Raw genomic sequence first — 25,406 nt, 5'->3', positions numbered from 1 at the left:
TTCGACAGTTCGCATTCGCGATTGAGGTCAGTATGGCTGTCAGGCGTGATACACGTAATGCTCGAACGCCTCGAAAAGATGCCCGAATGTATCAAGCCGAAGCTAAAGCTGGCGTGCGAGGAAATCTTACGTCCACTAACCTGCGAACGCAATTTAAGAAGGTTATCAATAGGTAACCGTGACGCGAGACGGATGGGCAGCTTTTCGAGCTTCCGAAGTGTTACCAGACTCATGGCGTCTGCTTATAGTGAAGTCACACCTAACGTTGGTTGACTTTGAAAAAGGAGCTTTGCCATGAGCCGCATCCATACCCCCGCTGTCGAATCGGCCACCGGCGCAACTGCCGAGGTCTTTGCGGAGATCAAGAAGGCAGCCGGCAGTGTGCCAAACACGTTCGCCAGCATTGGTGCTCACGGTCCCGCGGCGCTGCGGGCGGTGCTGGCAGCCGATGGCGTACTGTCAAAGGGGAGCCTGTCGAAACAGGATCAGGAGACCATCAAACTCGTCGTCAGCGAGGTGGCGGGCTGCGATTACTGCATTGCCGCGCATTCTCTGCTGGGAAAGCTGACTGGCCTGAGCGCGGACACCCTTGTGCAACTTCGTGCCGGTCGGCCGACGGGCGATGCCAGGCGTGACACGCTGGCGGCGTTTGTCCGTACCCTGGCCTCTACGAGCGGCACTCTGCCGAGCGAGCAGTTCGACGCGGTGAAGGCGGCAGGTTACACCGATCAACAATTGGTCGAGATCAGCCTGGCCATTGCAGTCACGGTGTTCACGAACGTGTTCAACCGCATCAACGATACCGCCATCGACTTTCCTTCGGTACCCACGATCGGATAACGAGATGGGGGCGAGAGGCCGCGCCTCTCGCTCGGTTTGCAAGTTATCTAGACCTCATCAAGATAACTTGCAATGCATAATTATGATGGTTATTATTTCGCCGTGGTCGATGTCTGGTGTCAGGCCGGCGGCATGGTGATGCCCGCACGCGCTACTGTTTCCAGGCGGTTTCTACCGAGCTGAAGAGACTGAGCGTGACGAGAGCAATGAAAGAGCGCTTCATGCGCGTACGGGCGTTGACCCAGGATCTGGCGCGGAACCTCTCCGACGCAGACAGCAGTATTCAGCCAATGGCGGATGCCTCTCCCGCGAAATGGCATCTGGCCCACACCACCTGGTTCTTCGAGACCTTTCTATTGCGGGAGTTCGTTCGTGACTATCAGCCTTTCGATCGCCGCTATCACTTTCTGTTCAACAGCTACTACGAGGCGGAAGGCCCCCGCTTGGAGCGAGCGTCGCGCGGGATTCTGTCACGTCCGTCGCTGAGCGAGATTCGCCACTATCGATCGTACGTCGAGCAGGAGATGCTGGCCGTGCTCGACTGGCTGCCTTCGTCCGCGATGGATCTGCTTGAATTGGGATGCCAGCACGAGGAGCAGCACCAGGAACTCCTGCAGACGGACGTCCTCTTTCTGTTTTCGAGAAATCCGCTATATCCGGAGGCCTGGTCGGACGAGTTTGTACCGCGCGTCGCCGCGTCCGTGACACCCCTGGCATGGGTCGAGGGTCGCCCGGGGTTGACCGAGATCGGACACAAAGGGACTGGTTTCGCGTTCGACTGCGAAATGCCACGCCATCGAACGTGGTTAGCACCTCATGCATTGGCAGACCGGCTCATCACGAACGAGGAATGGCTGCAGTTTATCGACGACCGCGGCTATACGACGCCGACCTTGTGGCTTTCCGACGGGTGGGCATGGGTGCGAGACAACGGCATCGAAGCACCGCAATACTGGCGACGTTCGAGCGAGGGCAGTTGGGCGTCCCACTTTGGACTGGATGGCCTGTCTGAACTGCAGCGTGCGGCCCCGGTTTCCCACATCAGCTTTTTTGAGGCGGACGCATTCGCCCGGTGGGCGAATGCACGTCTACCGACAGAGTCGGAGTGGGAATCGGCAGCGGTAGCGGTAGCGCTGGAAGGCTCTGATGCGAATCTTCTCGATTGTGCCGGTGCGGTGGCGCCGCGTCCCGCCACCCGAGGTCGTGGACTTCGGCAGATGTTCGGCGATGTCTGGGAATGGACATCGAGTTCTTATCTGCCCTATCCCGGGTTCCGTACGGCGGCTGGTGCCATAGGCGAATACAACGGCAAATTCATGTCGGGCCAGTATGTTCTGCGTGGAGGAAGTTGCGCCACGCCTCGCGAACATATCAGGGCATCTTATCGAAACTTCTTCTATCCCCACCAGCGTTGGCAGTTCACTGGGCTCCGCCTGGCAAAAGACATTTAAGGATCATGGAGCTTGATTTGGATTTGACGGTTGTGGCAAATGAGTCGGCCTCGATGTTCGGATCGTCGTTCGAGCACGACGTTCTTTCGGGCCTTGCGTTGCATCATCGTGCGATTCCCGCGCGCTGGTTATACGACAGAGCCGGGTCGGAGTTGTTCGAGGAAATTACCAGGCTACCTGAGTACTACCCCAGCAGAACTGAGCGCGCAATCCTGTGCGCGCACGCCAGGCATATCGCCAGCCTCACCGGCTACGGCCGCGATGTGATCGAGTTCGGCTCCGGCTCCTCGACCAAGACGCCCCTGATTCTCGAGGCGGTGGAAGCGGCGGCGTACGTACCGATCGATATCTGTGGCGAGTTTCTGATGTCATCGGTGGTGGCACTGTCGCATCGATTTCCATCGATGCCCATTCATCCCGTCGTTGCCGACTTTACCAAGCCGCTGACGCTACCCAGCATCAGGAGCCGGGGCCGATTGGGATTCTTTCCGGGCTCGACGATCGGTAACCTGGTGCCACCTCTGGCTGTGCGCTTGCTGCAGACGATGGCAACCACTCTCGGTGAAGGGGCGCAACTCCTCATCGGTATTGATCGCATCAAGGAGGCGGGTGTCCTGATCCCTGCTTATGACGATGCCGACGGAGTCACGGCGCAGTTCAATTTGAACCTCTTGCGCCGCATCAATCGCGAATTGCGCGGGACGATACCGGTAGACGCATTCCGACACGTTGCGCGATGGAACGAAGCCGAGTCCCGGATCGAGATGCACCTTGAGGCCAGGGAGGCCGTCGCGTTTTCCGTGGCCGGAAGGCGCTTTCAGATGAGGGCTGGGGACACTATTCATACGGAGAACAGCATCAAGTACGGCCCTCGCGACGCGCGTCTGCTGCTGCGCGCTGGTGGGTGGACACCTCTGGAAGAGTGGAGTGACCCTGACGACAAGTTTGCCGTCCTCCTTGCTGAAGTCAAACCGGTGAGATTTGCGCCTTAGCGGAAGGTTGCAATGAGTCGAGCGGAGGTACTGGATGAGCAAACTGATGTCGGTCAATGTAGGACGTCCGCGCGAAGTCGAATGGAACGGAAAGACGGTGCGTACGGCCATATGGAAGACGCCCCTTCAGGGGCGAGTCCACGTGGGGCGTACCAATATCGCGGGAGACGAGCAAGCTGACCGCCAGGGGCACGGCGGCGAACAACGCGCCGTCCTGGTCTACCAGCTTTCGTCATATCGGTACTGGAGCCAGGCGCTGGAGCGGGACGATTTCGACTACGGCCAGTTCGGAGAGAATCTGACCGTCGAGGGTCTGGAGGATGCCGACGTAAACATTGGCGATCGCTACCGGATCGGTTCGGCGCTCTTCGAAGTCACCCAACCTCGCGTCACGTGCTACAGACTCGGCATTCGTATGGGGCATCCCGAGCTTCCGGCACTACTCGTTTCCCATCGGCGCCCGGGCTTCTACATGCGGGTGATCGAGGAAGGGGAGATTGGTGCGGGGGACGACATCGTGAAGGTGGCTGAAGGGCCGGAGAAGATGTCGGTAGCCGATATCGACAGCCTTCTGTACTCGAGTCGTCATCCTGTGGCGTCGTTAACCAGAGCGCTTCGGATCCCCGCGCTCAGCGTGGGATGGCGGGATTCCTTTGCGGCGCTGTTGAAGGCGGACGGCCTGGTGACCGGCAATGCAGCGCTCGATTCGCTCAAGCGCGGAGACCTCGCCTGGGCCGGCTTCCGCAAGGCAAGGGTGGCGAGCATCGTTCGAGAGAGCGCCGACGTCCGTTCCTTCTGGCTCGAGCCTGTGGACGCGCCCCCGTTGCCGGCAGCCAAAGCTGGTCAGCACATCGCGGTAAGGCAGCCGGCCGACACGTCTGGCACCGGAATGGCTCGCATGTACTCGCTTTCCGCGCCTGTCAACGAGGGGCGATATCGGATGAGCGTCAAGCGCGAGCAATTGGGCGCATTCAGCCGATACCTGCACGCCGAGGTCCGCGTCGGCGCCATTCTGGAGATAGCCGCCCCGCAAGGCGAATTTGTCCTGGGCCCAGAGGAAGGTCCAGTCGTGCTGATCAGTGCCGGGGTCGGTGTGACGCCCTTGTTGGCGATGCTGCACGCGCTGTCGACCCGTCGGCTGTGCGATCGCGAGGTGTGGTGGTTCCACGGCGCCAGAGACGGCAGACATCATGCATTTCGCCAGGAAGTGGAAATTCTGCTTGCGCGAATAGCGGGCGCCAGATCATTCATCTCATATAGTCGGCCGGGGGAAGGCGACGCGCTCGGCGACGGTTTCGACGGCATCGGGCGGCTGAGTATCCTGCATCTCGAGCAGCAGGGTGTGCCTAAGGATGCGGAGTTCTTCCTCTGTGGGCCGGCGGCCTTTATGCGTGACTTCTCCGCCGAACTGGAAGCTTGGGGCGCGGACCCTCAAAGCATTCACAGTGAGCGATTCGGAGGCGCGGCACAACAGTTCCACAGGCCTCACCCCCCTGCTGGCAATAGCGAAGGGGGGCACGCAATTCATTTCGTTCGAAGTGGTCTGTCGGTGCGCTGGAGTAACCGTTACCAAAGCCTGCTGGAATTGGCTGAGGCGTGTGAGGTGCCCGTTCGGTGGTCATGTCGGACCGGCGTTTGCCACAGTTGCCAGGTACGGCAGCTCGACGGTGGCATCGAATACGCACCGGCACCGGTCGCGTTGCCTGCGCAAGGGACCATACTGCTCTGTTGTGCAAAGCCGACGTCCGATACGCACATAGATCTTTAACTCGGCGCTCGACTGTCATCGCGCCCGGCATCCTTGATTTCACCGATGTCGCGCACCCGGTTTTCGCACTAACCTCGTTAAAAGAAGTCTGTCGGTTACCCCGTGATTTGCGGTAAGATTGGTTACCAACCAGTAACCTACTTACCTCCATCACAATGGGCCGTAAATCGTCGAACGAAGTAGCGGAACGAAAAGACATGTCTGATGAGCTTCCTGATGCCATGTTCCTGGCTGACTCACTCGGTCTGGATTTCCTGAATTCGGTGGCTGTGCCTGTGGACTCGCAAGTCGAGTGGCTATCCACAGGCGGCGAGTTCCTGAGCTGGCTCGAGCAGGCGAAGTTGGTGCATCCCGACGTTCTGCAGGAGATTGGAAAGAATGCCGGCCCTGGCGAACTGGATGCGGTAGCGGCGCAGGCAAGAGCGTTACGAGAGTGGTTCCGCGCGTTCGTACGCCGGCATATGGGGAAAAAACTGACTCGGGCAGCCATCGGTGAGTTGGAGCCGCTGAATAGGATTCTTGCCCGGGACGAGGTGTACGGACAACTGACTGTGCGAGACGCGGCCGGAGCGTCCGACGAAATTCCTTCAGGACTGGAGTTCACGCCCCAGCGCCGTTGGCGCAGCCCGGATTCCTTGCTGCTGCCCATCGCGAAGTCTTTGGCTGACCTGGTGTCGGGGGCGGATTTCCGGTACGTGAAGGCTTGTGAAGGCCCGGCGTGCACAGTGCTGTTTCTCGATACCAGCCGCGGACATATTCGCAGGTGGTGCAGCATGTCTGTTTGCGGAAATCGTGCAAAGCAGGCATTGCATCGCGCACGGGTCCGGGCTTCGCAGAAAGATGCCTGACGCGCGGCTACCAGGCTGAAGAACGCAACGCTCGCGGCTCGGGCTGGTGGTCAGCGTGAGCCGCCGGGCCGCAAAGAGACATGCTGCACCAACGCCGTGTACGTGTCAGTGTCCGGTCCTCGAACACTAGCGTGCAGCCAGACCCTTCGCAAGACTTCGTACGCTCCATCGCATCGGCGCATACAAACCGCGCCAACGTCTCGGCGAGCGTGATCAGCAATCCCGCATGGGCGCTGTTGCGTCTTACCATTTCGAGTTGATATGGATAGCCCGGTGTTCGCGTGCCAGGGATCAGGCGTGTGAAGCTGTCGTCCATCCTCAGGACGTCGTTGAGTGGCTGCAGTGCAGCAAGATCGTAGCCCATCACCTTTCGACCTTTCCGTGCCATGACGAAGCCGCGGAACCATTCCCGTAGTGCTTGCGCCTCCGCGGCAGCCTTGTCGAGTTCCTGATCGCTGCAAGCACGTCTGATCTCTTCCGCCCGCCCGGCGTCGATCACACGCGCTTCGGTCATCCACGAAAGCAGTGACGCGCCTGTCTCCAGAAAATCGATCGTCATGCCGGGCAGGCTCACAACCGTGTTGAGAAAGTCCAGCGCGGTCGCATTGCCGATCAGTAATGGTGATGGTCTTGAGTTCATCTCTCTCCCTCTCGCGTGGATTCTCGCTCTGACCATAGGGATGGCCGAGCGCGATCCGAGCCGGTTATCAAGCGTCTGCGGGGGCACCAATCTCCCTTGAATGGGCGGCAACAATCCTGGTGCGAGAACAGGCAATATTTACATCGAAGTTCACCGCAGAACACTTCTTCCGGTGCCACGATCCCTGATAGTTAAATAACCTACCAAAGTGTACGAGGAAAGTTATTTTCATGGAAGTGGTACTTGTAAAGTGCCACACGCAAAGTTAGGATCTTCATCAATGCTCACCTTCGAGCATGGCGAGATCTTGATCGGAGTCTGAAATGCTTTCGCTGGAAGTCGTCTTGCTGGCGGTGTCGAACGTGGATCGAAGCCTGGCGTTCTACAAAGACCAGGTTGGTTTCAATCTGGATGTGGACTATCGTCCGACGGACGACTTCCGCGTCGTTCAGCTAACGCCTCCCGGCTCAGCCTGTTCGATCCATCTGGTGCCGGCCGTCGGCGGTGCGGGTGGCGGAAAGTTCTTTCTTGTGACGGACAACCTCGCGGCAGAACGAGAGCGGCTGCTTCAATGCGGGGTACCGGTCAGTGCCTGCACCCACAAGGATCCGGCTGCCACCTGGGCGGGGGGATTCGCCCCCGGGCTGGATCCTCAGCGTCGCGACTATGCGAGCTTTGCCGAGTTTGCCGATGTCGATGGCAACCGCTGGATCTTGCAGGAGCGCGGCTACCGCGCGTCGTGATCAATCTTTCCTGAAAGGTAATGACATGGGACTCTCATGGCAACAAGGCCCACTTGGGGGCGCCTCGGTCGGCCGGCTTCTGGCACCCGAACCTATTCCCGCCCGGTTGTTGTTCGCGGAACCGTTGCGTAGGCGCATGCGAGTCAGGTTCCGCGATGAATGGATTGCGGATAGCGAAGATGTGCTGTTGCTCCACGAACCGGCGCGTTATCCCGTCGCCTATTTTCCTGTGGCGGATATTCGCTCTGGGGTGTTGGTAAAGGAGGAGCGAGCCACCCAGCATCGGGATCTCGGCAGCACCGAATGGTTTGCTGTCACGTCAGGCGGAAACAGTACACCGCACAGCGCATGGCAACATTCCGCCGCGCCCGATTTCGCCGCAGAGTTTCGCAATCGCGTGGCATTCGCCTGGCGGGCAATGGATGCTTTCTTTGAGGAAGATGAGCGCATCGTGGGTCATGCCGCCGATCCATACCACCGCATCGATATCAGGGATAGCTCCCGTCATTTGCAGGTAAAGCTCCGCGATCGAGTCATTGCGGATACAAAGCGCCCCGTGGTGTTGTTCGAGTCGGGGTTTGCTCCGCGATGGTATGTGCGGCGTGATGACGTCGATATGTCGGCGCTCGTGTTGACTGAAGGCCAGACCTTCTGCCCCTACAAGGGGCTTGCGAGCTATTACGACATCGACGGTGTCAAGAAAGCCGCATGGTCGTATCCGCAGGCATGGCCAGAGGTCCAGAGGGTATCGAACCTTGTGTCTTTCGAGCCGGACAAGGTCGTGGTGTCGCTGGATGGAAAGATCTTGCTGATGGAGCCCGGGCAGAGTGTGACACCGCATGGCGTTGACAGGGCGCTGGATCCTGATGAGATTCTGCGCCGCGGGGGCATGGATCGCTCGCAATAGCTTTTCTACTTAGATTTTAATTCGAGAAATTTCATTGGTTACTGCAATGTAAGTTGATATCAACGCTGTTCGTTATTAGCGTTATATTTTTCTAATTCATGGTAGTTCTTTTAACGCACGATGTAGTCTATTTGCTACATCGTGCATTTTTTTAGCAGAAGGCAAAGGAACGGTTTACCGGTGTTATGGAATTAGGTAGGTTACTCATCGCAGTTAAAAAACTACCGAACACCGGAGAATTATTTTGTCGAGGAATGCATACTACAAGGTCAGGATCGTCGCGCTGATGGTCTGCTCGGCGCTTGTCGCCGCGTGCGATGGAGGTCAAGCCGATGTGCCGAATGCCACTGCACCCACGTCCGCCAGTACGGGCGGTACGACGGGGAGCGGCGGCGCGGCGGGCGGTGGCGGAGGAAACGCGCAGTCGGGGGGCACAGCACCAGACGGAACGCTTCAGTTGCCAATCGAGGTGTTGGGGGACGGCCGCCCGTCGTCTCCCGTAATCGCTCAGGCCGAACTGACGGTCGATGCCGGTCAATTGGCCAATGTGAATCAACTCTGGTTCATGTGTCATCGATGCGCGTTCTTCGGTGCTCCGGAGTTCGAAGCGACCGCCGAACCAGTCACGAAGGTCAAAGCGAGCATGCGCGTTCTGGGGGGTAGCGTGGATAGCGCCGCGTCGCCAATCCCATGGCTGGATGTCGACGAGACGAACATGCGCCTAGCAGATGTCGAGCGTCTGCAAGGCGGGCTGGATCACGGGGGCTTCTATACCGTGCGTCTCACTCTGCCATTGGATGCGGCAATGAAGGCGAGGCTGGTCGCATCCCCAAGGCGCAATGTGGTGCAGTTCCGATTCAACGGCACCGACGGAGAGTCGAACGGCTATCGGATCCTGGGTTTGGAGCTGCGGGACGCTCAGGGAAAGAACCTCGCAACCAATTCCGTCAGGTTTGCCGATATCGGTGCCGAGAAACTCGCGGGTAAGAGCTGGTCCACCGACGTCACTGCGGGGGCCGCATTGTGGAATGCACAGAGCACGATCTTCAAATCATCGATCGTGAAGCGCAAGATCAGGGCGGCGTGCGCGTCCTGCCATAGTGCGACGGGTCGAGATCTGCAGTATTTCAACTACTCCAACTTCGCCATCATCCAGCGCAGCAAATTCCATGGGCTCAGCGAAGAGCAGGGCCGGCAGATTGCGGCGTATCTGAGGTACTCGCAAAGGGAGGTTCCGCACGTCGCACAGGCGGCTCCATGGAATCCTCCCTATCAGCCCGGAGAGGGGTTGGATGCCCGGCCGATTGCCGAATGGGCAGCGGGCGCGGGACTCGGGGCGGTGCTGGAGACTCCCTCGCAGGCGGTGAATGCGATCTTCGGAAAGCATGCGGCGGACGTTACGCCCGCACTGACGCAATCTGACATCGATGCTGTGATGGACCCGAACGCGACGCTGAATACGCGCGAGGTAGCGATGCCGTTGCAGTATCCGGACTGGAACGCCTGGTTGCCAACGATCCACCCCATGGACGTCTGGCCGGAAGGGGCCGACTCATCCGGGTCGTTCGTGTCCGGAGCACGCTTCTCGGCAAGCAGCTTCCAGGACCCCAACGGCGCTGCGTCCCGCATCGATGCCTGGCTCAATGCGAACCGAAACCCTAACGGTGCCTACGGCGATTGGAGCCACCTCACGCCTGCCAAGCGTAAGGAGGCCTACGACATGTTCTACGGCTTTGGCTGGACGACGTACGGCTTTCTTGGGGGCGGGCGTGGCAACCACATCGCACCCGCAGGTGAGTTCGGCGCACAGGTTGGCGCGCGGAATCTGGCAAGCCTTGTCTCGAGCCAGACTGTCGCGAACCAGCCAGCGGCGGCCACCGGGAACGCGTTCATAGAGCGTGCGACGATGAGCCTTTTTCACTGGAACCTGATCAGGCAATGGGACTGGGCGCAGGCGTACGGTCTTGAAGGTAACCAGCAATGGTTCATCGGCGAATACAGCGCTGGAGCCAACACCTGGAAGGGAAGAGGGGAGGCCCGAGGTTGGCCATTCAATACCGTGAGCGCGTTCTTCCTGGCACCACACATGCTGTATCAGACCGATTGGGATCCCGCGGGCAATGTCACCCGGGAATGGTATCTCGCGTGGGAGGCGGGGAACAAAGTGGGCTCCTACTACCGGACGAACATCTGGTACCAGCTCCAGTTGACGATCAATCCCGGCGCGCAGAGCGACTGGGTGAACTATCCAGTGGATTGGCCATATCTGACCGGCTTCGACGACATCCTTGCCAGCGCGATAGGGACGTCGGGCGCCGCCGAGAAGAATGCGTCGATGTTGAGCACAACCCGGCTACTCCAGACCCAAATCAAGGCGGCTCAATACGTCAATAACGCGATCCCGCTTTATGTCGCTACGGATCCGGGCAGCCTTATCAATAACCGTGGGCGGTTCGGCAGGGCGCAGACCCTGAAGCATCTCACGCCCACGCAGGCGATGGACAAGGCCACGGTCAATTTTGGTACCTCGATCACGCCATTCGCGCGGTTAGATGACCTTGCGCCGGGACTCTACCTGAGGATACTCAATGGCTATATCAAGCAGTTCAATGCGCTCTACACCGATACCGACCCTGCCGCGTGGCGACGGTGTGACCCAGCCAACATGGATCTCGGAGAAAGTGAACCCACTGCGGGCTTCGCTTTCTGCGTCGATCGAGCCAAGCGACCTCTGGCGACCTCTACGCGCGGTGGATTTGCCATGAACACTGATATGTACGCGCGCGCGCCGCAGGAGCAGTTGCAGCAATACGGGGTGTGGAAGGCGAGTCAGCTCGGCGCGGATCCCGCTCGCGTGCAGAAGTGGTCGGATTGGGTCGGGCGTCTCTGGCCTTGATTGGCTGGGACGTTCGTGGGGCCCCGACGGTCGTGCAAGGCGCGATCGTCGGGATTACTCAAGCGAGTCTGTGGGCCATACCGCGCCGGTCAACTATCCTCTTCCGGCATCCCGGTTTCCATCCGACGCCATTCCGCGGGGGTATGCCCCATGTGATCCTTGAACGCCCGCCGGAATGCCGCGATCGATTGATATCCGACAAGTTCGGCAACCGCATCCGTGGACATGGAAGGTTTTCGCAAGGCGCCCGCAGCCATGGTCATGCGGATGTCGGTGAGAAGATCGCTTGCGGAGCGACCGACCTTCTCCTGGAAGTGTCGGGCCAGGGTTGCGCGAGACATGTTGCAGCGTTCCGCCAGCGCGGGCAATGTCCATGGGAACGCCGGCTGATCGAACATCGCCATCAGCGCTGGCGCCAGTCTCGGATGTCCTGCCAGCGACAGCAAACCGACGGGCGGTGCCTCCGATTCGCTGGCGAGGCGCAAAACGAGGGCGAACAGCGCCGACGAGAGGCCGTTCAGCATCGCCAGCCCGCCGAGGCCGTCGATCGCCGATTCGCCCCGCATCAAGCCGACAAGACCGATGACCTTGGCTGCAGTATCCGTCGCACTACCGTCCGTCGACCCCACGCCGGCCCGCACGATCAGCGCGGACGGTAAGTAGTTCCGTATAAGCCGCTCGTGCTGAGGATCCACGACGAAGCGGCCACACAGCATTTCCAGGCGCTCGCCGCTCCCCCGATTCTCGCTGACGATAATGTTGGAAACGTCCCGCTTGCGCGCATTCAAAGGGTCCTTGCCGCTTCCGTCATGCAGGGCGTGCGCGGAGCCGTACGACAGCATGACGACGTCGCCCGCCTGCAATGGATGGCGTGCATTGCCGTCTTCGAGTACTGCGGAGCCGGACACGATGACGTGGAATGGCATCTCCCCCGCCGAGGATTGTTCGTAGTTCACGCGCCACGGGCTGCCGTAGAGGCATCGAACCTCCAGGCGGCCTTTCACCCGCATGATGTCGAGAAGATGACTAAGCCAGTCCATCCACGGAACTCCTGTTGTGCATGATTAGGTGGGCGCCGAAAGCGCGTGCGAGGCTGGGAAACCGGAATCGTCAACTCTACGCAGCTCGAGGGTGGATGGCTCTCGCGCCTCCAGAATGAACGCGCCTACGACGCGCGCAAGGTCTCGTCCCTGATCTCTCATCAGTATCGCCGCAGCTGCTGCTTCCTGGACGAGCGATGCGGTCTGCTGGACCACCCGGTCCATCTCGGTCACTGTGGCGTTCACCTGCTCGATGCCCAGGCTTTGTTCATTGGAGGCATCCGCTATCTGGTCGATGAGTGCCGAGACGGATGCCGCGGCTTCGTTGACCTCGTCCATTCTCCGGCCAGCGGCGCCGGCTCGCTCCGACCCCTGCTTCGTGTGTTCCGCGGATACCGCAATCAGCTCCCTGATTTCCCTCGCCGAAGTAGACGCCCTGTTGGCCAGACTGCGCACTTCGCCCGCAACGACAGCGAATCCCTTGCCGTGCTCTCCCGCGCGTGCGGCCTCCACGGCGGCATTCAATGCCAGGATATTAGTCTGGAATGCAATGCCCTCGATGACCCCTGTAATCTGTCCGACCTGACCGGAATGCTCCTCCAGTTGCTGCATGGTGTTCAAGACACTGGTGACTGCCGAGCGGCCGCGTTCGGCAATGAGTCGTGCCTCTTTGGCAAGGTCGCTCACTCGCCTTGCATTCTCATTGGTCAGTCTGACCGCCGACGTCAACTGCTCGATCGTGGCAGCGGTCTCTTCCAGTGATGCGGCTTGATGTTCGATCCGCGTTGCCAGCTCGGCATTCACATCCGCAATCTGGGCTCCTGCCGAACCGACGGCGTCAGAGGATACGCGGACTGCCACTAGCGCTTCACCGATTCGCTGCACCAGTCGGTTGAAAGCTCCAGCGGTCTTCCCGATCTCGTCGGAAGCCAGCACGCGCGCGCGATGACGTAGGTCAAGCGAAGCTTGAGTCGCCTCGATCGTCCCTTGGATTTCGCTCAGGCCACGGTTCAGGCTGAAGAATATCTTCCAACCCAAGGCCGCAGCCACTGCGGCGCCGGCCAACGTGAGGGAGAGCAATAGTCGGAACGAAAGCCTTGCCGCGCGATCGTTGTCTTTCTCCAGGCGAGAGGCTTGCTCCTTCTCATAGCTGTTGAGCTTTGTGACCGCGCTGACCAGATCCCGGGTTGCGGACGACAGCGATGCCAGCGAATGTGTGCGGTCGTCGCCCACGCGCGTCGCGGCGTCCTCTGTGAATCGCTGCTGGGCGGTTCGATATGCGGCGAACGATCTCGTCACGTCATGACGGAATGCACGGTCGCTCTCGTTGAGTGACGGCCCGCTCGTCAGGTCAGCCAACAGCGCATCCAGATGGGCGTAGGCAGAACGTATGCGTTCGTTGCGCAGACGGCGCTGATCGGGGTCTGTTGAAAGTGCGGCAGAGAGGGTGGCCGCACGTAGTTCCGATAACTCGGAAATGACGTCGCTCGTACTCAGGAAAGTCGGTATGACCTTGTCCTGAAGATACGTAAACCGTTCGTTGGCAGACTTAAGCTGCTGTAACCCGAATATCCCGGCAAAAAGTAGTGCACCAAGTGCCGTGGTCAGAGTTATCAGCAAGCTTCTCGAAATTGACATGTAACCGCTCCGTAAACGCACGAAAATTTATCCGGTAAGCGTACACTCGTAGCAATAACTTGGCAAACAATCTAACGTAGGTTACTCTCTTCGGATGGTTTAGCCGGGTGTGCTGCTAAATTTAGTGAAAATTTGTACTTAACGCAGATAACATAGATCCGTTTAACTACCTGTATGTAGGTTACTTAACGGTTATGTGATTCAAGTAGCGCGGCGTAATGGCCGCAATGCGGAGACGAACAAAATGTCATCACGGAAAGTGGTTGTGATTACGGGGGCATCGCAGGGAATTGGCGCTCAGTTGGTGAGGTCGTACCGCGAAAACGGCTATCGTGTGGTAGCCAACTCGCGAAATGTCCAGGCCTCGCATGATGCGGACATTCTCGCCGTGCCCGGTGACATTGGTCACCCGGCGACGGCCGAAGCAATTGTGAAGGCGGCAATCGAAGCATTCGGACGTATCGATTCGCTGGTCAACAACGCGGGAATTTTCATCGCCAAGCCGTTTACTCAGTACACCATCGATGACTACGACGCTGTTACCGGGACGAACGCGCGGGGATTCTTCCTGATTACGCAGCGTGTCATCGAACAGATGATGAAGCAAGGCCATGGCGGGCACGTTGTAAGCATCACCACAACGTTGGTCGACCACGCGCTCGCCGGTGTTCCCTGCATGCTCGCTTCGCTGACAAAAGGCGGGATCAACGCCGCAACCCGCTCACTGGCAGTGGAGTACGCCAAGGTAGGGATTCGCGTGAATGCCGTTGCACCCGGCATGATCCTGACGCCAATGCATTCCCCGGAATCCTACGCAGCACTCGCCGGGCTGCATCCCCTTGGGCGTATGGGCGAGATGCGGGACGTTGCCGAAGCCGTGATGTTTCTCGAGCAAGCGCCTTTCATCACGGGAGAGATCATGCACGTCGATGGTGGCATGAGCGCCGGCCACTGATCGGCATTGCAGGCAACCGCAACAAGGAGAGATGGCAGATGGAACAGTTCGGGCTGATTGGGGTCTTTGTAAAGACGGTCGAACTGAATAGCTTCACGAAATGTGCGACGGCATTGGGACTGTCGACGTCATCGGTTAGCAAATCGATCGCGAGGCTAGAGAATGAACTTGGCGTCAAGCTGCTGGAGCGGACGACGCGCAATGTTGGGCCTACGCCGGACGGCATGACATTCTATCGACGGTGCAAACAGATCTTGCTTGCGCTTGACGATGCCAGGAACGAACTTGCCACCACGAAGGTGACACCTAGCGGCCGATTGCGTGTGGTATTGCCAGAGTGTTATGGCAAGTTCTGGATCATGCCAATACTGAATGCCATCGCGAAACAGTTCCCGGATCTCGTGATCTCGACTCGAATGTCGGACCGCATCATTGAAGAGAGCGACGAAGGTTTCGATGTTGCGGTCGTGATAGGCGAGCCGCCCAACAGACGTTTCATCGCCAGGAAGCTACACGAATCTCGCATTGTCACCGCGGCGGGGCCTGGCTATCTGGACGAATGGGGGACGCCAATGCGGCCGGAGGATCTGGTGGCGCACAACTGCCTGATGTCGCTACGGCCAGGACGGCGCTCGCACGCAACATGGCTGTTTCAGCATGGCGAGGAGGTGTCGGAACATCCATTGATCAAGGGCAACATGTTGATCGACAATGGCGAAGCACTGCTCGACGCCGCCGCTCAGGGTGTCGGCATTGCCCAGGCGCCCGACTATGTCGTCCTTCCCTATCTCACGGATGGCTCTCTCGTGGAAATCCTCGCGGATTATCAAGCCCCAGGTCCCTCCGTGTGGGTGATTTATGCCGCGGCCAAACATCTCGCCAGCCGGGTACGGACGTTCATCGATACCTTGTTCGAAAGCATGGAAAGCCTTCCTGGACAACGCATGGCTTTGCGCTACGCTACCAGCGAGCCGCGTGAAGGCTATTGACTGCCGCGCGCCCATGCCTGCCCCGAGATATCGCCACCCCGTAGCGAAGCAATTTCCGGGGCGGCCTGTATCACGTCCTTTCAATCTCGCGGTACGCCCAGCGATCGCCAAGGCGTGACCCGCCCTCGTATGACTCTACGGCGCGTGCGCCATCAAGGAAGGGGCTGCGAGGGCAATTCGCGTCGAAACGCGCGCCATCCTGGTATGGGGCGGCGGCCCGCGCGCTCTTTCCGTCTTCCGTATAGCCATCGCGGTTGCTGATGCGGGCCTGAGCCGCGCCCGCGATAAATACAGTCGCGAGGGCAATTGCGGAAACGATAGTCTTTGCGTTCATGGCGAAACTCCTTGAGGTCGGTGGTCCGAAGCGGACAAACTTTCTTGCCAGGCCTGGCGATTCATGTCGCCATCCTGTTAAGTGGAAGTCTAGGAGCGAGGCATGATGCGGTGAATGATGTCGTCGCTCGAAATGATGCGCGATCGACTCACCTGATATGCACGCGGAGGGAAACCCCTGATGGCATCCGAGATGCGCGATGGCCCAAGGTCATCCCTGCTGCCATGCAATCAGAATCGGTGGCGGATGCCGATCAACGCTCCAAGTTGGCTTTGCCCGCTGACGGTCTGCTCCGACGTAGTGGTCAATGTATTGGCCACACGCGTGAGCGAGGGACCGAAGCCGCCCAGACCGAGGCTAGAACCATGGCGATTCCAGGAATAGCCGACTACGGTATAAAGGTCAGTGCGCTTTGTGAAGGCATACGACGTTTGCCAGACAAAGCTGAATGGATCGGCGGCAGTGTTCTTGACATCGGTGTAGTAGGCCGCAGCCGTCGTCGACAAGTGCGAAGTGAGTTGGTATTGCAAGCCGAGCCAATAGAGATTGGTGCGCAGCTCACTTGTCTGATAGTTGCCGTAATACCACCGATATCCCGCGTAGACTTTGGCTGGGCCCACGGAATAGATGCCGGCGATGGCCGCCCGACGTTCCGTGTTCTTGTCGAGCGCGATGGTGCTTCCCCGCAGCTCGTCATACACGGCGCGCACGGTCAACGGGCCCGAGGTATAACCCAGTGCACCGCTCATCTCTCTGCCGGCGCGTGAGGCGCCCGGGATTTCGCCTCCGGCGCTGGAGTCGTAGCCTGTGCTGTAGAGCAAGCCATAGTAGATGGATCCGCTCTGGCCCTGCAGCTTCACCGAGTTGTCCGAACGGCTCGACATCCAGCGATCATGCGTGAGCAACGAATAACGCGTGGAGACGGCCAGAGGATCGAACGGCGTGGAGAAGTCGTAGACAAGGTTCTGATGCCGACCAAAGCTCAAGGTGCCGTAGCGGTTCGACAGCCCTACGTATGCCTGGCGCCCGAACAGGCGTCCCCCCTGATTGGAAACGCCGGTATCCGCATCGAACCCATTCTCGAGCTGGAACACCGCGCTTAGCCCGCTCCCGAGGTCCTCGCGTCCGCGCAGTCCCCAGCGCGATGTGGATTGATTGCCTGCGGCGACGCGGAGAATCGAACCACCACCGCCGCCACTTTTGGGCAGATGGTTGATGTATTCGATGCCGTCATCCACGACTCCATAGAGCGTTACGCTGCTTTGCGCGTAGGACCCCATGGGGAAAAAAGACATGGCCATTACCAGGCCGAGGTGCTTCCTCATACTTCGTCAATCCTCGTACTTCGCGTGTGCGAAACTTTCCGTTACTCGATGCGACGCAGATGGATCGAGAGATTCCCCGTCCGCGCGCGCTTTAATGCCGCGAGCGACGGATTCTCACACTGCGTTACACGGATGCACAACGCTCAGAAAGTGGAAAGACAGTTTCCCGGCAGGAAAGAAATGGTGCGATGAAAGCGCGGATGCGGATAAGAGAGGCCCAACGACTACTGCGCGGCGGCGAATCTCGGCACCTCGATCAACGACGAAATCTCGAAGTCTGGCCGAACGCCAAGTTCGTCGAAGGCCGTGCCGCCACGATTGACCCACGCGACGTTGTATCCGAAGTCTTTCGCGCCAGAGGCGTCCCACGCATTCGATGAGACGAAAAGGAGGTCCTCGCGTCTTGCACCGAGTATGTCCACTCCAAGTTCGTATGCGCTGCCATGGGGTTTGAAAACCTGAACGCGCTCGACGCTGATGAGATGCGTAAAGTGGGCCTCGAGGCCGGAATGCTGCACGACTTCGGATATCGAATGCACCGAACCATTGGAGAGAATGGCAATGGGCAAGCCGAGCGCGCTGAGTTGCCGCAGGGTAGGCGCCGTGTCGCTGAACGGCTTCAGTTGCAGATACGCGTCACACAACTCAGCTCGCTGCGAGTCGACGAGCGGCAACGATAGTCGCTTGCACACGTGCAGGAGCGCATCCGCCGTGATAGCTTCGAAGGGTCGATACCGATTCATGAGGCTGCGCAACCAGGTGTACTCCAGTTGCTTTTGCCGCCAGAGCGCGCTGATCTCGGCCCCTCGGCCGGGTACGAGCGCCTCGCATTGCTCAGCCACCGAATGTACGTCGTAGAGTGTTCCGTACAGATCAAACACGACACCTTTGATATTGCGCATGCCAGTCTCCCTTGCTCTTTGGGGGCGCGCGCTCCCGATGCAGGACGATCGGGAGCCGCAGGTCGTATTTCAAACAGACTTCACTTCGCCACCATCCACACGAAGCACCGTGCCCGTCATCCACCGCGCAGCTGGGGAAACGGCGAACGCCATGACTTCGGCGATCTCGTCGGCTTCACCAAACCGCGCGATGCCCGCTTGTCTGAGGAACCCCTCCTTTGCCTGCTCGATGCTAACGCCTTTGATCGCTGCTGCCTTTTCAAGCATCGCCAGCCTCCGTCCGGTCATGATCGCGCCCGGGGAGACGCTGTTGACCTGAACGCCGTCCTCGATACCCCGCTCGGCGAAGGCTTTGGCAAGCGCCTCGATACCTGCGTTGATGGAACCCACCGCTGCCGCGGCTGGTTTCGGAATCTCCGCTGCCGTACCGGAAGTAAATACGACCGCGCCTTTCGACGACTTAAGCGCCTGCCAGGCGGCGATGGTCAGCCGCCGTGCTCCGTGAAACTTGAGCTCCAGGCCCGCATGCCATTGCTCGTCAGTCATCTGGAAAATATCGAGTCCGGGGACCGCGCCCGCGATGTTCAGCAGTGCGTCGATACGACCGAAACGATCGAGCACGCGCTTTACGAGGATGTCGCCCGCAGTGGCATCCATCAGATCGAGTTCCACGGCCAGCGGCGTGCTACCGATCGTCCTGATCTTCTCCGCGACGGCGGACAACTGCTCGCCAGCGCGCGCCACGATTACCACGTTTGTAAAGTCGCAGGCGAGGCGCAACGCCGTCGCCTTGCCGATGCCTGAGCTTGCTCCCGTCACGATAGCTACCGATTCCGACATTGCCTTCTCCTTGGTTGACTGCTGCAGGTGTAACGAACAGCTGCGTAACCTGATAGGGAACGCAACCTCACGTCTTGCAGGCCCAATGTAATCGCAACCGGTGCGGCGATTGTGCTCAAAAATGCAACGATGTTCTACGTTGTGCGGGCGAGAAATCGTGCGGTGAATTCGTTCGTGTCGACCATAATCCGATGGCGGATGAGACGATCGAGCATGTGTTCGAGCGAAAGCCGTCTTGTGTTGCAATAACCCAACAAAATATATTATCAGGGTTATCTTGAACGATTCCAAAACTTACATCGCGGTAACCAAGTGCGGACCTTGTGCGTTCTTGTGACGCCGTCATACCAGAGGTAAGTTCTCGCGTGTCAGACCTGACGATTGCACTACCTGGTGCATGAGCAGCCCATCGGCTCGCTGTCTGATCCGGACGCCATGCACATGGCGTTTGTCATTTCTGCGCGTGTTGCACACGGAGATTGTAGATGCCTGAAGTCGAAGATTACGAGGTCCTCATCCTTGGGAGCGGGCAAGGCGGCAAGCTGCTCGCATGGCACCTGGCAAGAGCGGGGCACAAGGTAGCAGTCGTGGAGCGTCAATGGATTGGTGGCTCGTGCCCGAACGTGGCGTGCCTGCCTAGCAAGAACGAGCTGTGGAGTGCGCGTGTGGCACATCTTGCGCGGCACGCGGGCGAGTATGGCACGCAGACCGGAGACGTCGCGGTCGATATGGCCCGAGTGTGGCAGCGCAAGCAGGCCATGGTCGATTTCGAGGTCGGCTTCCATGTGCAGATGTACCGGGATAGCGGCGCCGAACTGATCCTGGGCGCAGGTCGCTTCGTTGCGCCCAGGACCGTGCAGGTCGCGCTCAATGAAGGCGGCGCGCGAACGATCCGCGCAGAGAAGGTGTTCGTCAATGTGGGGACCCGTGCCGCGATGCCTGCCATCGATGGTCTGGATACGGTCAAGGCCATGACTCATGTGGAGGCGCTGGAACTCGACTATGTACCCTCGAAGGTCATCGTCCTCGGCGGCGGGTACATCGGGATCGAAATGGCCCAAGCCTTCCGCCGCTTCGGTAGCGCCGTGACAGTGATAGAGCCGTCCCCCCAGATCATGAGCCGTGAGGATGCGGACGTCTCGGAGGAGATGCGCGGGATTCTCACTATCGAAGGGATCGACATCGTGACGGATGCGAAGGTCACCAAGGTTTTTGGGCGCTCTGGCAGAGCGGTGACAGTCTGCGTGCGTACGCCGGCTGGCGAGACGTTCGTCGAAGGGAGCGACCTTCTGGTAGCAGCTGGGCGGATTCCCAACACCGCGGGAATCGGGCTGGACCACGCGGGTGTGGAACTGGATAGTCGTGGCTATATTCGGGTGAATGACCGCCTGGAGACGTCGGCGCCCGGTGTGTGGGCAATTGGGGAGTGCGCGGGATCTCCGCAGTTCACGCATGCGTCGGTCGACGACTTCAGGATCGTCCGTGACAATCTCGCCGGCGGCGACCGCAGCACTGCCGACCGGTTGGTGCCTTACTGCCTGTTCACCGATCCGCCGCTGGCTCATGTCGGGTTGAGCGAGCGCGACGCGCAGCAACAGGGTATTGCCGTGCGCATCGCCAGGATGCCGATGGCGCGGGTGCTGCGAACACAGGCTACGTCAGAAGCGCGAGGGTTCCTGAAGGTACTGGTTGCCCGGGATGACGACCGTATCGTGGGCTTCACGATGATCGGCGCGGAGGCGGGCGAGGTGATGGCAACCATGCAGACCGCCATGCTGGCCGGACTGCCGTACCAGAAGCTCCGCGATGCCGTGATTGCGCATCTGACCGTCGCGGAAGCACTGGGACCGCTCCTCGGCAGTATCGCCGCGTCCTCCAGTTAACCCCCCGGGGATGCCGATTGCCTGTCTCCGCACAGGCAATCGGATTCCAGAACCCAGCGTGGCGCGTGTAGTTCTGCCGCAGTAAAGATAAGTTATGTCAGCTCAGTACAATGTCCGTGCAGTGCGCACCAGCAGCCTCCATGCAGACGATTTTCGCCATATGCGGGAGATCCTTTCGCGGACCGGGGACAAGTGGACGTTCGTCGTTCTGGTGGCGTTACGCGAACGCTGCATGCGCTTCAACGACCTGCACCGCACGATCGATGGAGTGTCCCATCGCATGCTGGTAGTGACGCTGAGGCACCTGCAGCGCGATGGATTCATCGCGCGTACCGTTTATCCGTCCGTGCCTCCGCGCGTCGAATATGGACTGTCCGAACTCGGGCATTCCCTGCGTGAAGTCCTCCAACCGGTCGAGGCATGGATGTCGGACAACAGACCCGCTATCGAAGCTTCGCGCCGGGATTTCGACGCGCAGTCGGAGTTGATGGAGGAATGATCCGTCTATCCGGGTCGCAGCACACTGATTCGAGCGAGACAACAATCCATTCCTGACAAGGCTTTGCGACGCCTCCACGTGGTAACCTGTTAAATAACGATTGACAAGTTACGTCGTAAAACTAGGATGGAGGCTCAGACATAGTCGCTCAGGAGGCGTCATGAAGGCAATTGTTCTCAACGGATTCGGCGGGCTGGATGCACTTCAATATCAGGACATCCCGAAGCCGCAAGCGGTACCCGGTACGGTGCTGATCAAGATCAAGGCATTTGGTATCAATCATGCAGAGATGCATATGCGCCGCGGTGAATGGGCAGAGGCGGCGCCCGTCAGCGGCATTGAATGCGTGGGTGTCGTGGAGGCGTGTCCGGGTGGAGAGTTCGCAGTGGGGGCGAAGGTTGCGGCTTTCATGGGCGGACTCGGCAGGACGATCAACGGAAGCTACGCGGAGTACACGCTTGCCTCGGTGCACAACGTTGCGGCGATCGAGTCGGAGCTTCCGTGGGCGGAGCTTGCCGCGATTCCCATCACGTACGCGACGGCGTGGACATGCTTGTTTCGAAACCTCGATTTGCAGGCAGGACAGACTGTCGTCATTCGCGGCGCCACGTCATCATTCGGACTGGCAGCGGTCAATATGGCAGTGAACGCCGGAGCGAAAGTCATTGCAACGAGCATCGATGACTCGCAGTTCGACAAGCTGCGAAAGCTCGGCGTCATGCGCTGCGAGCTTGAGAACCTGCAATTGTCGGAACAGCTTTCCGATAAGGGGCAGATCGATGCAGTGCTGGATCTCGTTGGAAACAGCGTCGTACTCGATTCGTTGAAGATCGTGCGTCGTGGCGGCAAAGTGTGCCTTGCCGGTTGGTTAGGTGGCCTCGATCCGATTCCCGACTTCAATCCGCTTCTGCAGATGGCGAGCGGTGTGTACCTGACCTTCTTCGGCAGCTTCGTGTTTGGATCGCCGCAGTTTCCGGTATCGGATGTGCCGCTGCAGGCGATTGCTGCAGACATTGCAGCCGGACGCTATCAGGCGAAGCCATCGCGCATTTTCCGCTTCGATGATGTCCGGGAAGCGCATCGAGTGATGGAAGCCAATGAGGCGAACGGTAAGATGGTCGTCGTGCACGACGACGCGTGAATCCGAGGGCGGCGTGGCCGGCGTTGCGTTGGCCGCGCTATCCGAGGTCGGGGTTGGTGCGCAGGGATTCGGTTAGCCAGTCCATGAAGGTCCGCACCGCCGAATTGATGTGGTTGCGGTTTGGATAGACGATCGATAGCGGGACCGACGCGGTGGCTTCGTGCGGAAGGATTTCGACGAGCCTTCCTTCACGGATGTGCTCGGCGACATAGAACCGCGACGGTTGAATGATGCCAAGTCCGCGGACTGCGCTTTCGATATAGGACGAGCCTTCGTTCACGGCCAGCCTGCCCCTCATGGCGATCGCGATCGTCTGACCGTTGTCGAGAAATTCAAACGGAAGGATGCGCCCCGTGCGGGGGGACGCATAATTGACGGCGACATGCTGTTCGAGATCGGCCACGGTCTTTGGTATGCCGCAGCGCTTCAGATAGGTTGGGGACGCACAGGTGGTGATGCGCGCATTCGCCACGCGGCGAGCGACGAGGCTCGATTCCTCAAGTGCGCCGGCGCGAAGCACGAAATCCACACCCTCCTGAATCAGGTCGATGTTTCGATCCGCAATACCAATACGTACATCGATATCAGGATATTGCTTGTAGAACGCTTCGAGTGTCGGTATCACCAGGGCTCTGGCAATCGAGCCGGACGTGTCGATGCGTACCGTGCCTCGCGAGACGGTGCGTGTCTGCGTCAGTTGCGCCTCGACTTCGGCGAGGTCAGTAAGAATCTGCTGGCAGCGCTCGTAATAGAGCTTGCCCGCGTCAGTCAGGCTGACCTGTCGCGTACTGCGGCTGAGCAGCCGCACGTCGAGCTGTTCCTCCAACGTCTGGATGGTGCGGCTGACCGACCCGCGTGGAATGTCCATCAGGTCCGCTGTTTTGGAGAAACTCTGTGTCTCCGCTACCTTCGCGAAAATCCTTATTGCTTCAAGCCGGCCCATGGGTGTGCCCTGACATCGCATACGTGGAGCGGACAGTGTAGCAACTGTGCATTGGAGATGGCATCAGCGCGGCTCAAACCACGGCTACGGGCGACGTTTTTCGATCGAGCTCCGCAAGGTAACTGTGGATCTGCGCAACGGCCGCTGCGCCTTCGCCAACAGCTGCGGCAACGCGCTTGGTCGATCCGGCACGAACGTCGCCGATCGCGAAGACGCCGGGTACGCTGGTTTGCAGCGTATAGGTATCGCCGTCTCCGCTCTGCTGGCATGCTTGCCGCGCGGCATTTCCGGTCAGAACGAAGCCCTTGTCGTCTTGGTGTACGTTGCAAGAATGTAGCCAATCGGTGTTCGGTGCGGCGCCGATGAACAAGAACACATGCCGTATCGGCATGGTTAGCACCTGCTCTCCTTTGGCACGCACTCGGTAGTTCACCGACTCCAGCCAGCCTTCGCCCTCCATGCCGACGATCTGCGCGTGGGTGTACAAATGGACGTTTGGCAAAGTCTTCAGGCGGTCAATGAGATAGCGCGACATCGATGCCTTGAGTCCGTCCCCACGTACCAGTATATTGACCTGAGCGGCATGGGCGGACAGATACACCGCTGCCTGACCAGCGGAGTTACCGCCGCCAACCAGCATGACATGCTCGTCCTTGCAGAGTTTGGCTTCCACTGGCGACGCCCAATAGTAGACGCCCCGACCTTCGTACTTATCCAGGCCGACGATATCCGCGCGACGATACTGCGCGCCGCTGGCAATCACGACCGTGCGCGAGGGGATCTTGCGACCGTCGCGGAGTTCGATCTGGATGGGCGTCTCGTCGCAATGTAGTGCCTTGACTTCCAGTGGGATGGCCACGTGTGCGCCGAATTTCTGGGCCTGCACGTAGGCGCGACCGGCAAGCGCCTGACCCGAGATACCGGTGGGAAAGCCGAGATAGTTCTCGATGCGTGCACTGGCTCCTGCCTGGCCGCCCGGCGCCTTGCAGTCCATTGCAGCCACGGACAGACCTTCCGACGCCGCGTACACGGCGGTTGCCAGGCCAGCGGGGCCCGCACCGACGACGATCACATCGTACACATGCCCTTGATGAAACTCCGGCACGATGCCAAGGCACGAAGCGAGTTGTCCCTCGTCAGGCGCGCGGAGTATCGAGCCATCGGGACAGATCACCATCGGGAAATCGCTTTCCGGGGCATTGCTGATGTCAAGCAAGCCGATGGCTTCGCGATCGGCGTCCACATCGAGCACTTTGTGCGGGTAGGTGTTCCTCCGCAAGAACGCCTGCAGCGCCAGCAGCAACGGTTGCGTGCCCCGACCCACTAGCACCAATCCGCCACCGAGTTCTATCAGGTTGACGCGCCGCAATATCATCGCGCGCATGATGCGCTCGCCAAGATCTGCTTCCGCCACCATCAGCGCGCGCAGGCAAGCCGGCGGTATCACCAGGGTCGTAGTGTCCTCGAGCGCGACGCAATCGACGATAACGGGCTTGCCGCTCAACTGTCCCACTTCGGCGACGGTTTGCCCCGGAGCTGCCTCGTTGATGACGTAGCTTCCGCCGAGTCCATCGCGCTGTACCACTTTGACTTTCCCCGTAAGGACCACATTCATCCCCGGACCAGGATCGCCAATCTGGAAAAGAAAGTCTCCGGTGGCCCACGCACACACACGTCCAAACGGACGAATACGATCCACTTCGGCGGACGTCAGTGTGGGAAACATCTGATGTCGGCGAGTCGTCAGGACCGAGTAGGGCGCAACAAGCCCGTCGATGGGATCCACCGAGGGGTGTGGGACAAGCGTGGCGCTCTCTTCGATCTGCATATCG

Annotated in this window: 21 protein-coding genes and 1 pseudogene; 13 read left to right on the top strand and 9 right to left on the bottom strand. The window is 59.5% G+C overall.

Translation table 11 applies throughout. From position 1 onward, the window contains the following. The first annotated feature begins 294 nt into the window (after positions 1-294). The 5 genes from LDO41_RS15160 (at position 295) to LDO41_RS15140 (ending at position 5,899) form a co-directional block, all read left to right on the top strand. A complete protein-coding gene (locus LDO41_RS15160) occupies positions 295-840 on the top strand; it encodes a carboxymuconolactone decarboxylase family protein (protein WP_223989516.1) in 546 nt (181 codons plus the stop codon). Positions 841-1,046: 206 nt separating this feature from the next. Then, positions 1,047-2,291, top strand: a complete 1,245-nt coding sequence (egtB, locus tag LDO41_RS15155; RefSeq protein WP_223989514.1) for an ergothioneine biosynthesis protein EgtB — start codon at positions 1,047-1,049, stop codon at positions 2,289-2,291. 5 nt (positions 2,292-2,296) lie between these two features. Continuing rightward, positions 2,297-3,283: an L-histidine N(alpha)-methyltransferase gene (egtD, locus tag LDO41_RS15150; RefSeq protein ID WP_223989512.1), complete on the top strand. Its 987-nt coding sequence runs from the start codon at positions 2,297-2,299 to the stop codon at positions 3,281-3,283. Positions 3,284-3,317: 34 nt separating this feature from the next. Continuing rightward, positions 3,318-5,051 carry an MOSC and FAD-binding oxidoreductase domain-containing protein gene (locus LDO41_RS15145; protein ID WP_223989510.1) on the top strand — a complete coding sequence of 578 codons (1,734 nt, stop codon included), beginning with the start codon at positions 3,318-3,320 and terminating at the stop codon, positions 5,049-5,051. 197 nt (positions 5,052-5,248) lie between these two features. After that, the gene (locus LDO41_RS15140; RefSeq protein WP_223989508.1) at positions 5,249-5,899 is read left to right on the top strand and encodes a CGNR zinc finger domain-containing protein; all 651 of its coding nucleotides are present in this window, start codon (positions 5,249-5,251) and stop codon (positions 5,897-5,899) included. Between the two features lie 7 nt (positions 5,900-5,906). Here LDO41_RS15140 and LDO41_RS15135 read toward each other — a convergent pair whose 3' ends face one another. Beyond that, positions 5,907-6,539, bottom strand: coding sequence for a CGNR zinc finger domain-containing protein (locus tag LDO41_RS15135; RefSeq protein WP_223989506.1), 633 nt, complete (start codon positions 6,537-6,539; stop codon positions 5,907-5,909). A gap of 323 nt (positions 6,540-6,862) precedes the next feature. Between LDO41_RS15135 and LDO41_RS15130 the strand changes: the two genes are divergently transcribed. From LDO41_RS15130 to LDO41_RS15120, 3 genes are all read left to right on the top strand, one after another. Then, a complete protein-coding gene (locus LDO41_RS15130) occupies positions 6,863-7,282 on the top strand; it encodes a VOC family protein (protein WP_223989504.1) in 420 nt (139 codons plus the stop codon). 136 nt (positions 7,283-7,418) lie between these two features. Continuing rightward, complete coding sequence (locus LDO41_RS15125; protein ID WP_223989501.1) at positions 7,419-8,189, top strand: DUF427 domain-containing protein; 771 nt, start codon at positions 7,419-7,421, stop codon at positions 8,187-8,189. 244 nt (positions 8,190-8,433) lie between these two features. Beyond that, complete coding sequence (locus LDO41_RS15120; RefSeq protein WP_223989499.1) at positions 8,434-11,085, top strand: hypothetical protein; 2,652 nt, start codon at positions 8,434-8,436, stop codon at positions 11,083-11,085. Positions 11,086-11,174: 89 nt separating this feature from the next. Here the strand turns inward: LDO41_RS15120 and LDO41_RS15115 are convergent, their stop codons facing one another. Together LDO41_RS15115 and LDO41_RS15110 are read right to left on the bottom strand one after the other, a co-directional pair. Next, positions 11,175-12,125: a cupin domain-containing protein gene (locus LDO41_RS15115; protein ID WP_223989497.1), complete on the bottom strand. Its 951-nt coding sequence runs from the start codon at positions 12,123-12,125 to the stop codon at positions 11,175-11,177. 24 nt (positions 12,126-12,149) lie between these two features. Then, positions 12,150-13,751 (bottom strand): annotated as a pseudogene (locus tag LDO41_RS15110) (methyl-accepting chemotaxis protein); the annotation flags it as partial. A 256-nt stretch (positions 13,752-14,007) separates the two neighbouring features. Between LDO41_RS15110 and LDO41_RS15105 the strand changes: the two are divergent. Together LDO41_RS15105 and LDO41_RS15100 are read left to right on the top strand one after the other, a co-directional pair. Then, positions 14,008-14,718, top strand: coding sequence for an SDR family NAD(P)-dependent oxidoreductase (locus tag LDO41_RS15105; RefSeq protein WP_223989493.1), 711 nt, complete (start codon positions 14,008-14,010; stop codon positions 14,716-14,718). A 38-nt stretch (positions 14,719-14,756) separates the two neighbouring features. After that, complete coding sequence (locus tag LDO41_RS15100; RefSeq protein WP_223989492.1) at positions 14,757-15,707, top strand: LysR family transcriptional regulator; 951 nt, start codon at positions 14,757-14,759, stop codon at positions 15,705-15,707. A 70-nt stretch (positions 15,708-15,777) separates the two neighbouring features. On the opposite strand, the gene LDO41_RS15095 is transcribed toward LDO41_RS15100, so the two are convergent. The 4 genes from LDO41_RS15095 to LDO41_RS15080 all read right to left on the bottom strand — a co-directional run bounded on the left by LDO41_RS15095 (position 15,778) and on the right by LDO41_RS15080 (position 19,108). After that, positions 15,778-16,041 (bottom strand): hypothetical protein, encoded by a 264-nt coding sequence (locus tag LDO41_RS15095; RefSeq protein WP_223989490.1) that lies wholly within the window; start codon positions 16,039-16,041, stop codon positions 15,778-15,780. 230 nt (positions 16,042-16,271) lie between these two features. Further along, positions 16,272-17,366 (bottom strand): porin, encoded by a 1,095-nt coding sequence (locus LDO41_RS15090; protein ID WP_223989488.1) that lies wholly within the window; start codon positions 17,364-17,366, stop codon positions 16,272-16,274. Positions 17,367-17,590: 224 nt separating this feature from the next. Continuing rightward, positions 17,591-18,268, bottom strand: coding sequence for a haloacid dehalogenase type II (locus LDO41_RS15085; protein ID WP_223989486.1), 678 nt, complete (start codon positions 18,266-18,268; stop codon positions 17,591-17,593). Positions 18,269-18,337: 69 nt separating this feature from the next. Continuing rightward, on the bottom strand, positions 18,338-19,108 hold the full coding sequence (locus LDO41_RS15080; protein ID WP_223989484.1) for an SDR family oxidoreductase: 771 nt from the start codon (positions 19,106-19,108) through the stop codon (positions 18,338-18,340). Positions 19,109-19,593: 485 nt separating this feature from the next. Here LDO41_RS15080 and LDO41_RS15075 point away from each other — a divergent pair, with 485 nt between their 5' ends. The 3 genes from LDO41_RS15075 to LDO41_RS15065 all read left to right on the top strand — a co-directional run bounded on the left by LDO41_RS15075 (position 19,594) and on the right by LDO41_RS15065 (position 22,631). Next, entirely contained in the window at positions 19,594-20,991 is a 1,398-nt protein-coding gene (locus LDO41_RS15075; RefSeq protein ID WP_223989482.1) for a mercuric reductase, read from the top strand. Positions 20,992-21,151: 160 nt separating this feature from the next. Then, positions 21,152-21,490, top strand: a complete 339-nt coding sequence (locus tag LDO41_RS15070) for a winged helix-turn-helix transcriptional regulator (RefSeq protein WP_223989480.1) — start codon at positions 21,152-21,154, stop codon at positions 21,488-21,490. A gap of 160 nt (positions 21,491-21,650) precedes the next feature. After that, positions 21,651-22,631 carry a zinc-binding alcohol dehydrogenase family protein gene (locus LDO41_RS15065; RefSeq protein ID WP_223989479.1) on the top strand — a complete coding sequence of 327 codons (981 nt, stop codon included), beginning with the start codon at positions 21,651-21,653 and terminating at the stop codon, positions 22,629-22,631. 37 nt (positions 22,632-22,668) lie between these two features. Here LDO41_RS15065 and LDO41_RS15060 read toward each other — a convergent pair whose 3' ends face one another. Beyond that, complete coding sequence (locus tag LDO41_RS15060; protein WP_223989477.1) at positions 22,669-23,574, bottom strand: LysR family transcriptional regulator; 906 nt, start codon at positions 23,572-23,574, stop codon at positions 22,669-22,671. 73 nt (positions 23,575-23,647) lie between these two features. Beyond that, complete coding sequence (locus LDO41_RS15055; RefSeq protein WP_223989648.1) at positions 23,648-25,402, bottom strand: FAD-dependent oxidoreductase; 1,755 nt, start codon at positions 25,400-25,402, stop codon at positions 23,648-23,650. Positions 25,403-25,406: the final 4 nt, after the last annotated feature.

Source organism: Cupriavidus pampae (assembly GCF_914271485.1).
GTDB classification, from domain to species: Bacteria; Pseudomonadota; Gammaproteobacteria; order Burkholderiales; family Burkholderiaceae; genus Cupriavidus; species Cupriavidus pampae.
The sequence above is the reverse complement of the archived record's forward strand: the minus strand, read 5'-3'. Positions and strand labels throughout refer to the sequence as shown.

Coding starts and splice junctions, on each gene's coding strand:
- LDO41_RS15070 (WP_223989480.1), top strand. CDS start 21,152: ATGCGGGAGATCCTTTCGCGGACCGGGGACAAGTGGACGTTCGTCGTT.
- LDO41_RS15100 (WP_223989492.1), top strand. CDS start 14,757: ATGGAACAGTTCGGGCTGATTGGGGTCTTTGTAAAGACGGTCGAACTG.
- LDO41_RS15065 (WP_223989479.1), top strand. CDS start 21,651: ATGAAGGCAATTGTTCTCAACGGATTCGGCGGGCTGGATGCACTTCAA.
- LDO41_RS15095 (WP_223989490.1), bottom strand. CDS start 16,041: ATGAACGCAAAGACTATCGTTTCCGCAATTGCCCTCGCGACTGTATTT.
- LDO41_RS15085 (WP_223989486.1), bottom strand. CDS start 18,268: ATGCGCAATATCAAAGGTGTCGTGTTTGATCTGTACGGAACACTCTAC.
- LDO41_RS15055 (WP_223989648.1), bottom strand. CDS start 25,402: ATGCAGATCGAAGAGAGCGCCACGCTTGTCCCACACCCCTCGGTGGAT.
- LDO41_RS15160 (WP_223989516.1), top strand. CDS start 295: ATGAGCCGCATCCATACCCCCGCTGTCGAATCGGCCACCGGCGCAACT.
- LDO41_RS15080 (WP_223989484.1), bottom strand. CDS start 19,108: ATGTCGGAATCGGTAGCTATCGTGACGGGAGCAAGCTCAGGCATCGGC.
- LDO41_RS15090 (WP_223989488.1), bottom strand. CDS start 17,366: ATGAGGAAGCACCTCGGCCTGGTAATGGCCATGTCTTTTTTCCCCATG.
- LDO41_RS15125 (WP_223989501.1), top strand. CDS start 7,419: ATGCGAGTCAGGTTCCGCGATGAATGGATTGCGGATAGCGAAGATGTG.
- LDO41_RS15105 (WP_223989493.1), top strand. CDS start 14,008: ATGTCATCACGGAAAGTGGTTGTGATTACGGGGGCATCGCAGGGAATT.
- egtB (WP_223989514.1), top strand. CDS start 1,047: ATGAAAGAGCGCTTCATGCGCGTACGGGCGTTGACCCAGGATCTGGCG.
- egtD (WP_223989512.1), top strand. CDS start 2,297: ATGGAGCTTGATTTGGATTTGACGGTTGTGGCAAATGAGTCGGCCTCG.
- LDO41_RS15130 (WP_223989504.1), top strand. CDS start 6,863: ATGCTTTCGCTGGAAGTCGTCTTGCTGGCGGTGTCGAACGTGGATCGA.
- LDO41_RS15145 (WP_223989510.1), top strand. CDS start 3,318: ATGAGCAAACTGATGTCGGTCAATGTAGGACGTCCGCGCGAAGTCGAA.
- LDO41_RS15115 (WP_223989497.1), bottom strand. CDS start 12,125: ATGGACTGGCTTAGTCATCTTCTCGACATCATGCGGGTGAAAGGCCGC.
- LDO41_RS15135 (WP_223989506.1), bottom strand. CDS start 6,539: ATGAACTCAAGACCATCACCATTACTGATCGGCAATGCGACCGCGCTG.
- LDO41_RS15140 (WP_223989508.1), top strand. CDS start 5,249: ATGTCTGATGAGCTTCCTGATGCCATGTTCCTGGCTGACTCACTCGGT.
- LDO41_RS15060 (WP_223989477.1), bottom strand. CDS start 23,574: ATGGGCCGGCTTGAAGCAATAAGGATTTTCGCGAAGGTAGCGGAGACA.
- LDO41_RS15075 (WP_223989482.1), top strand. CDS start 19,594: ATGCCTGAAGTCGAAGATTACGAGGTCCTCATCCTTGGGAGCGGGCAA.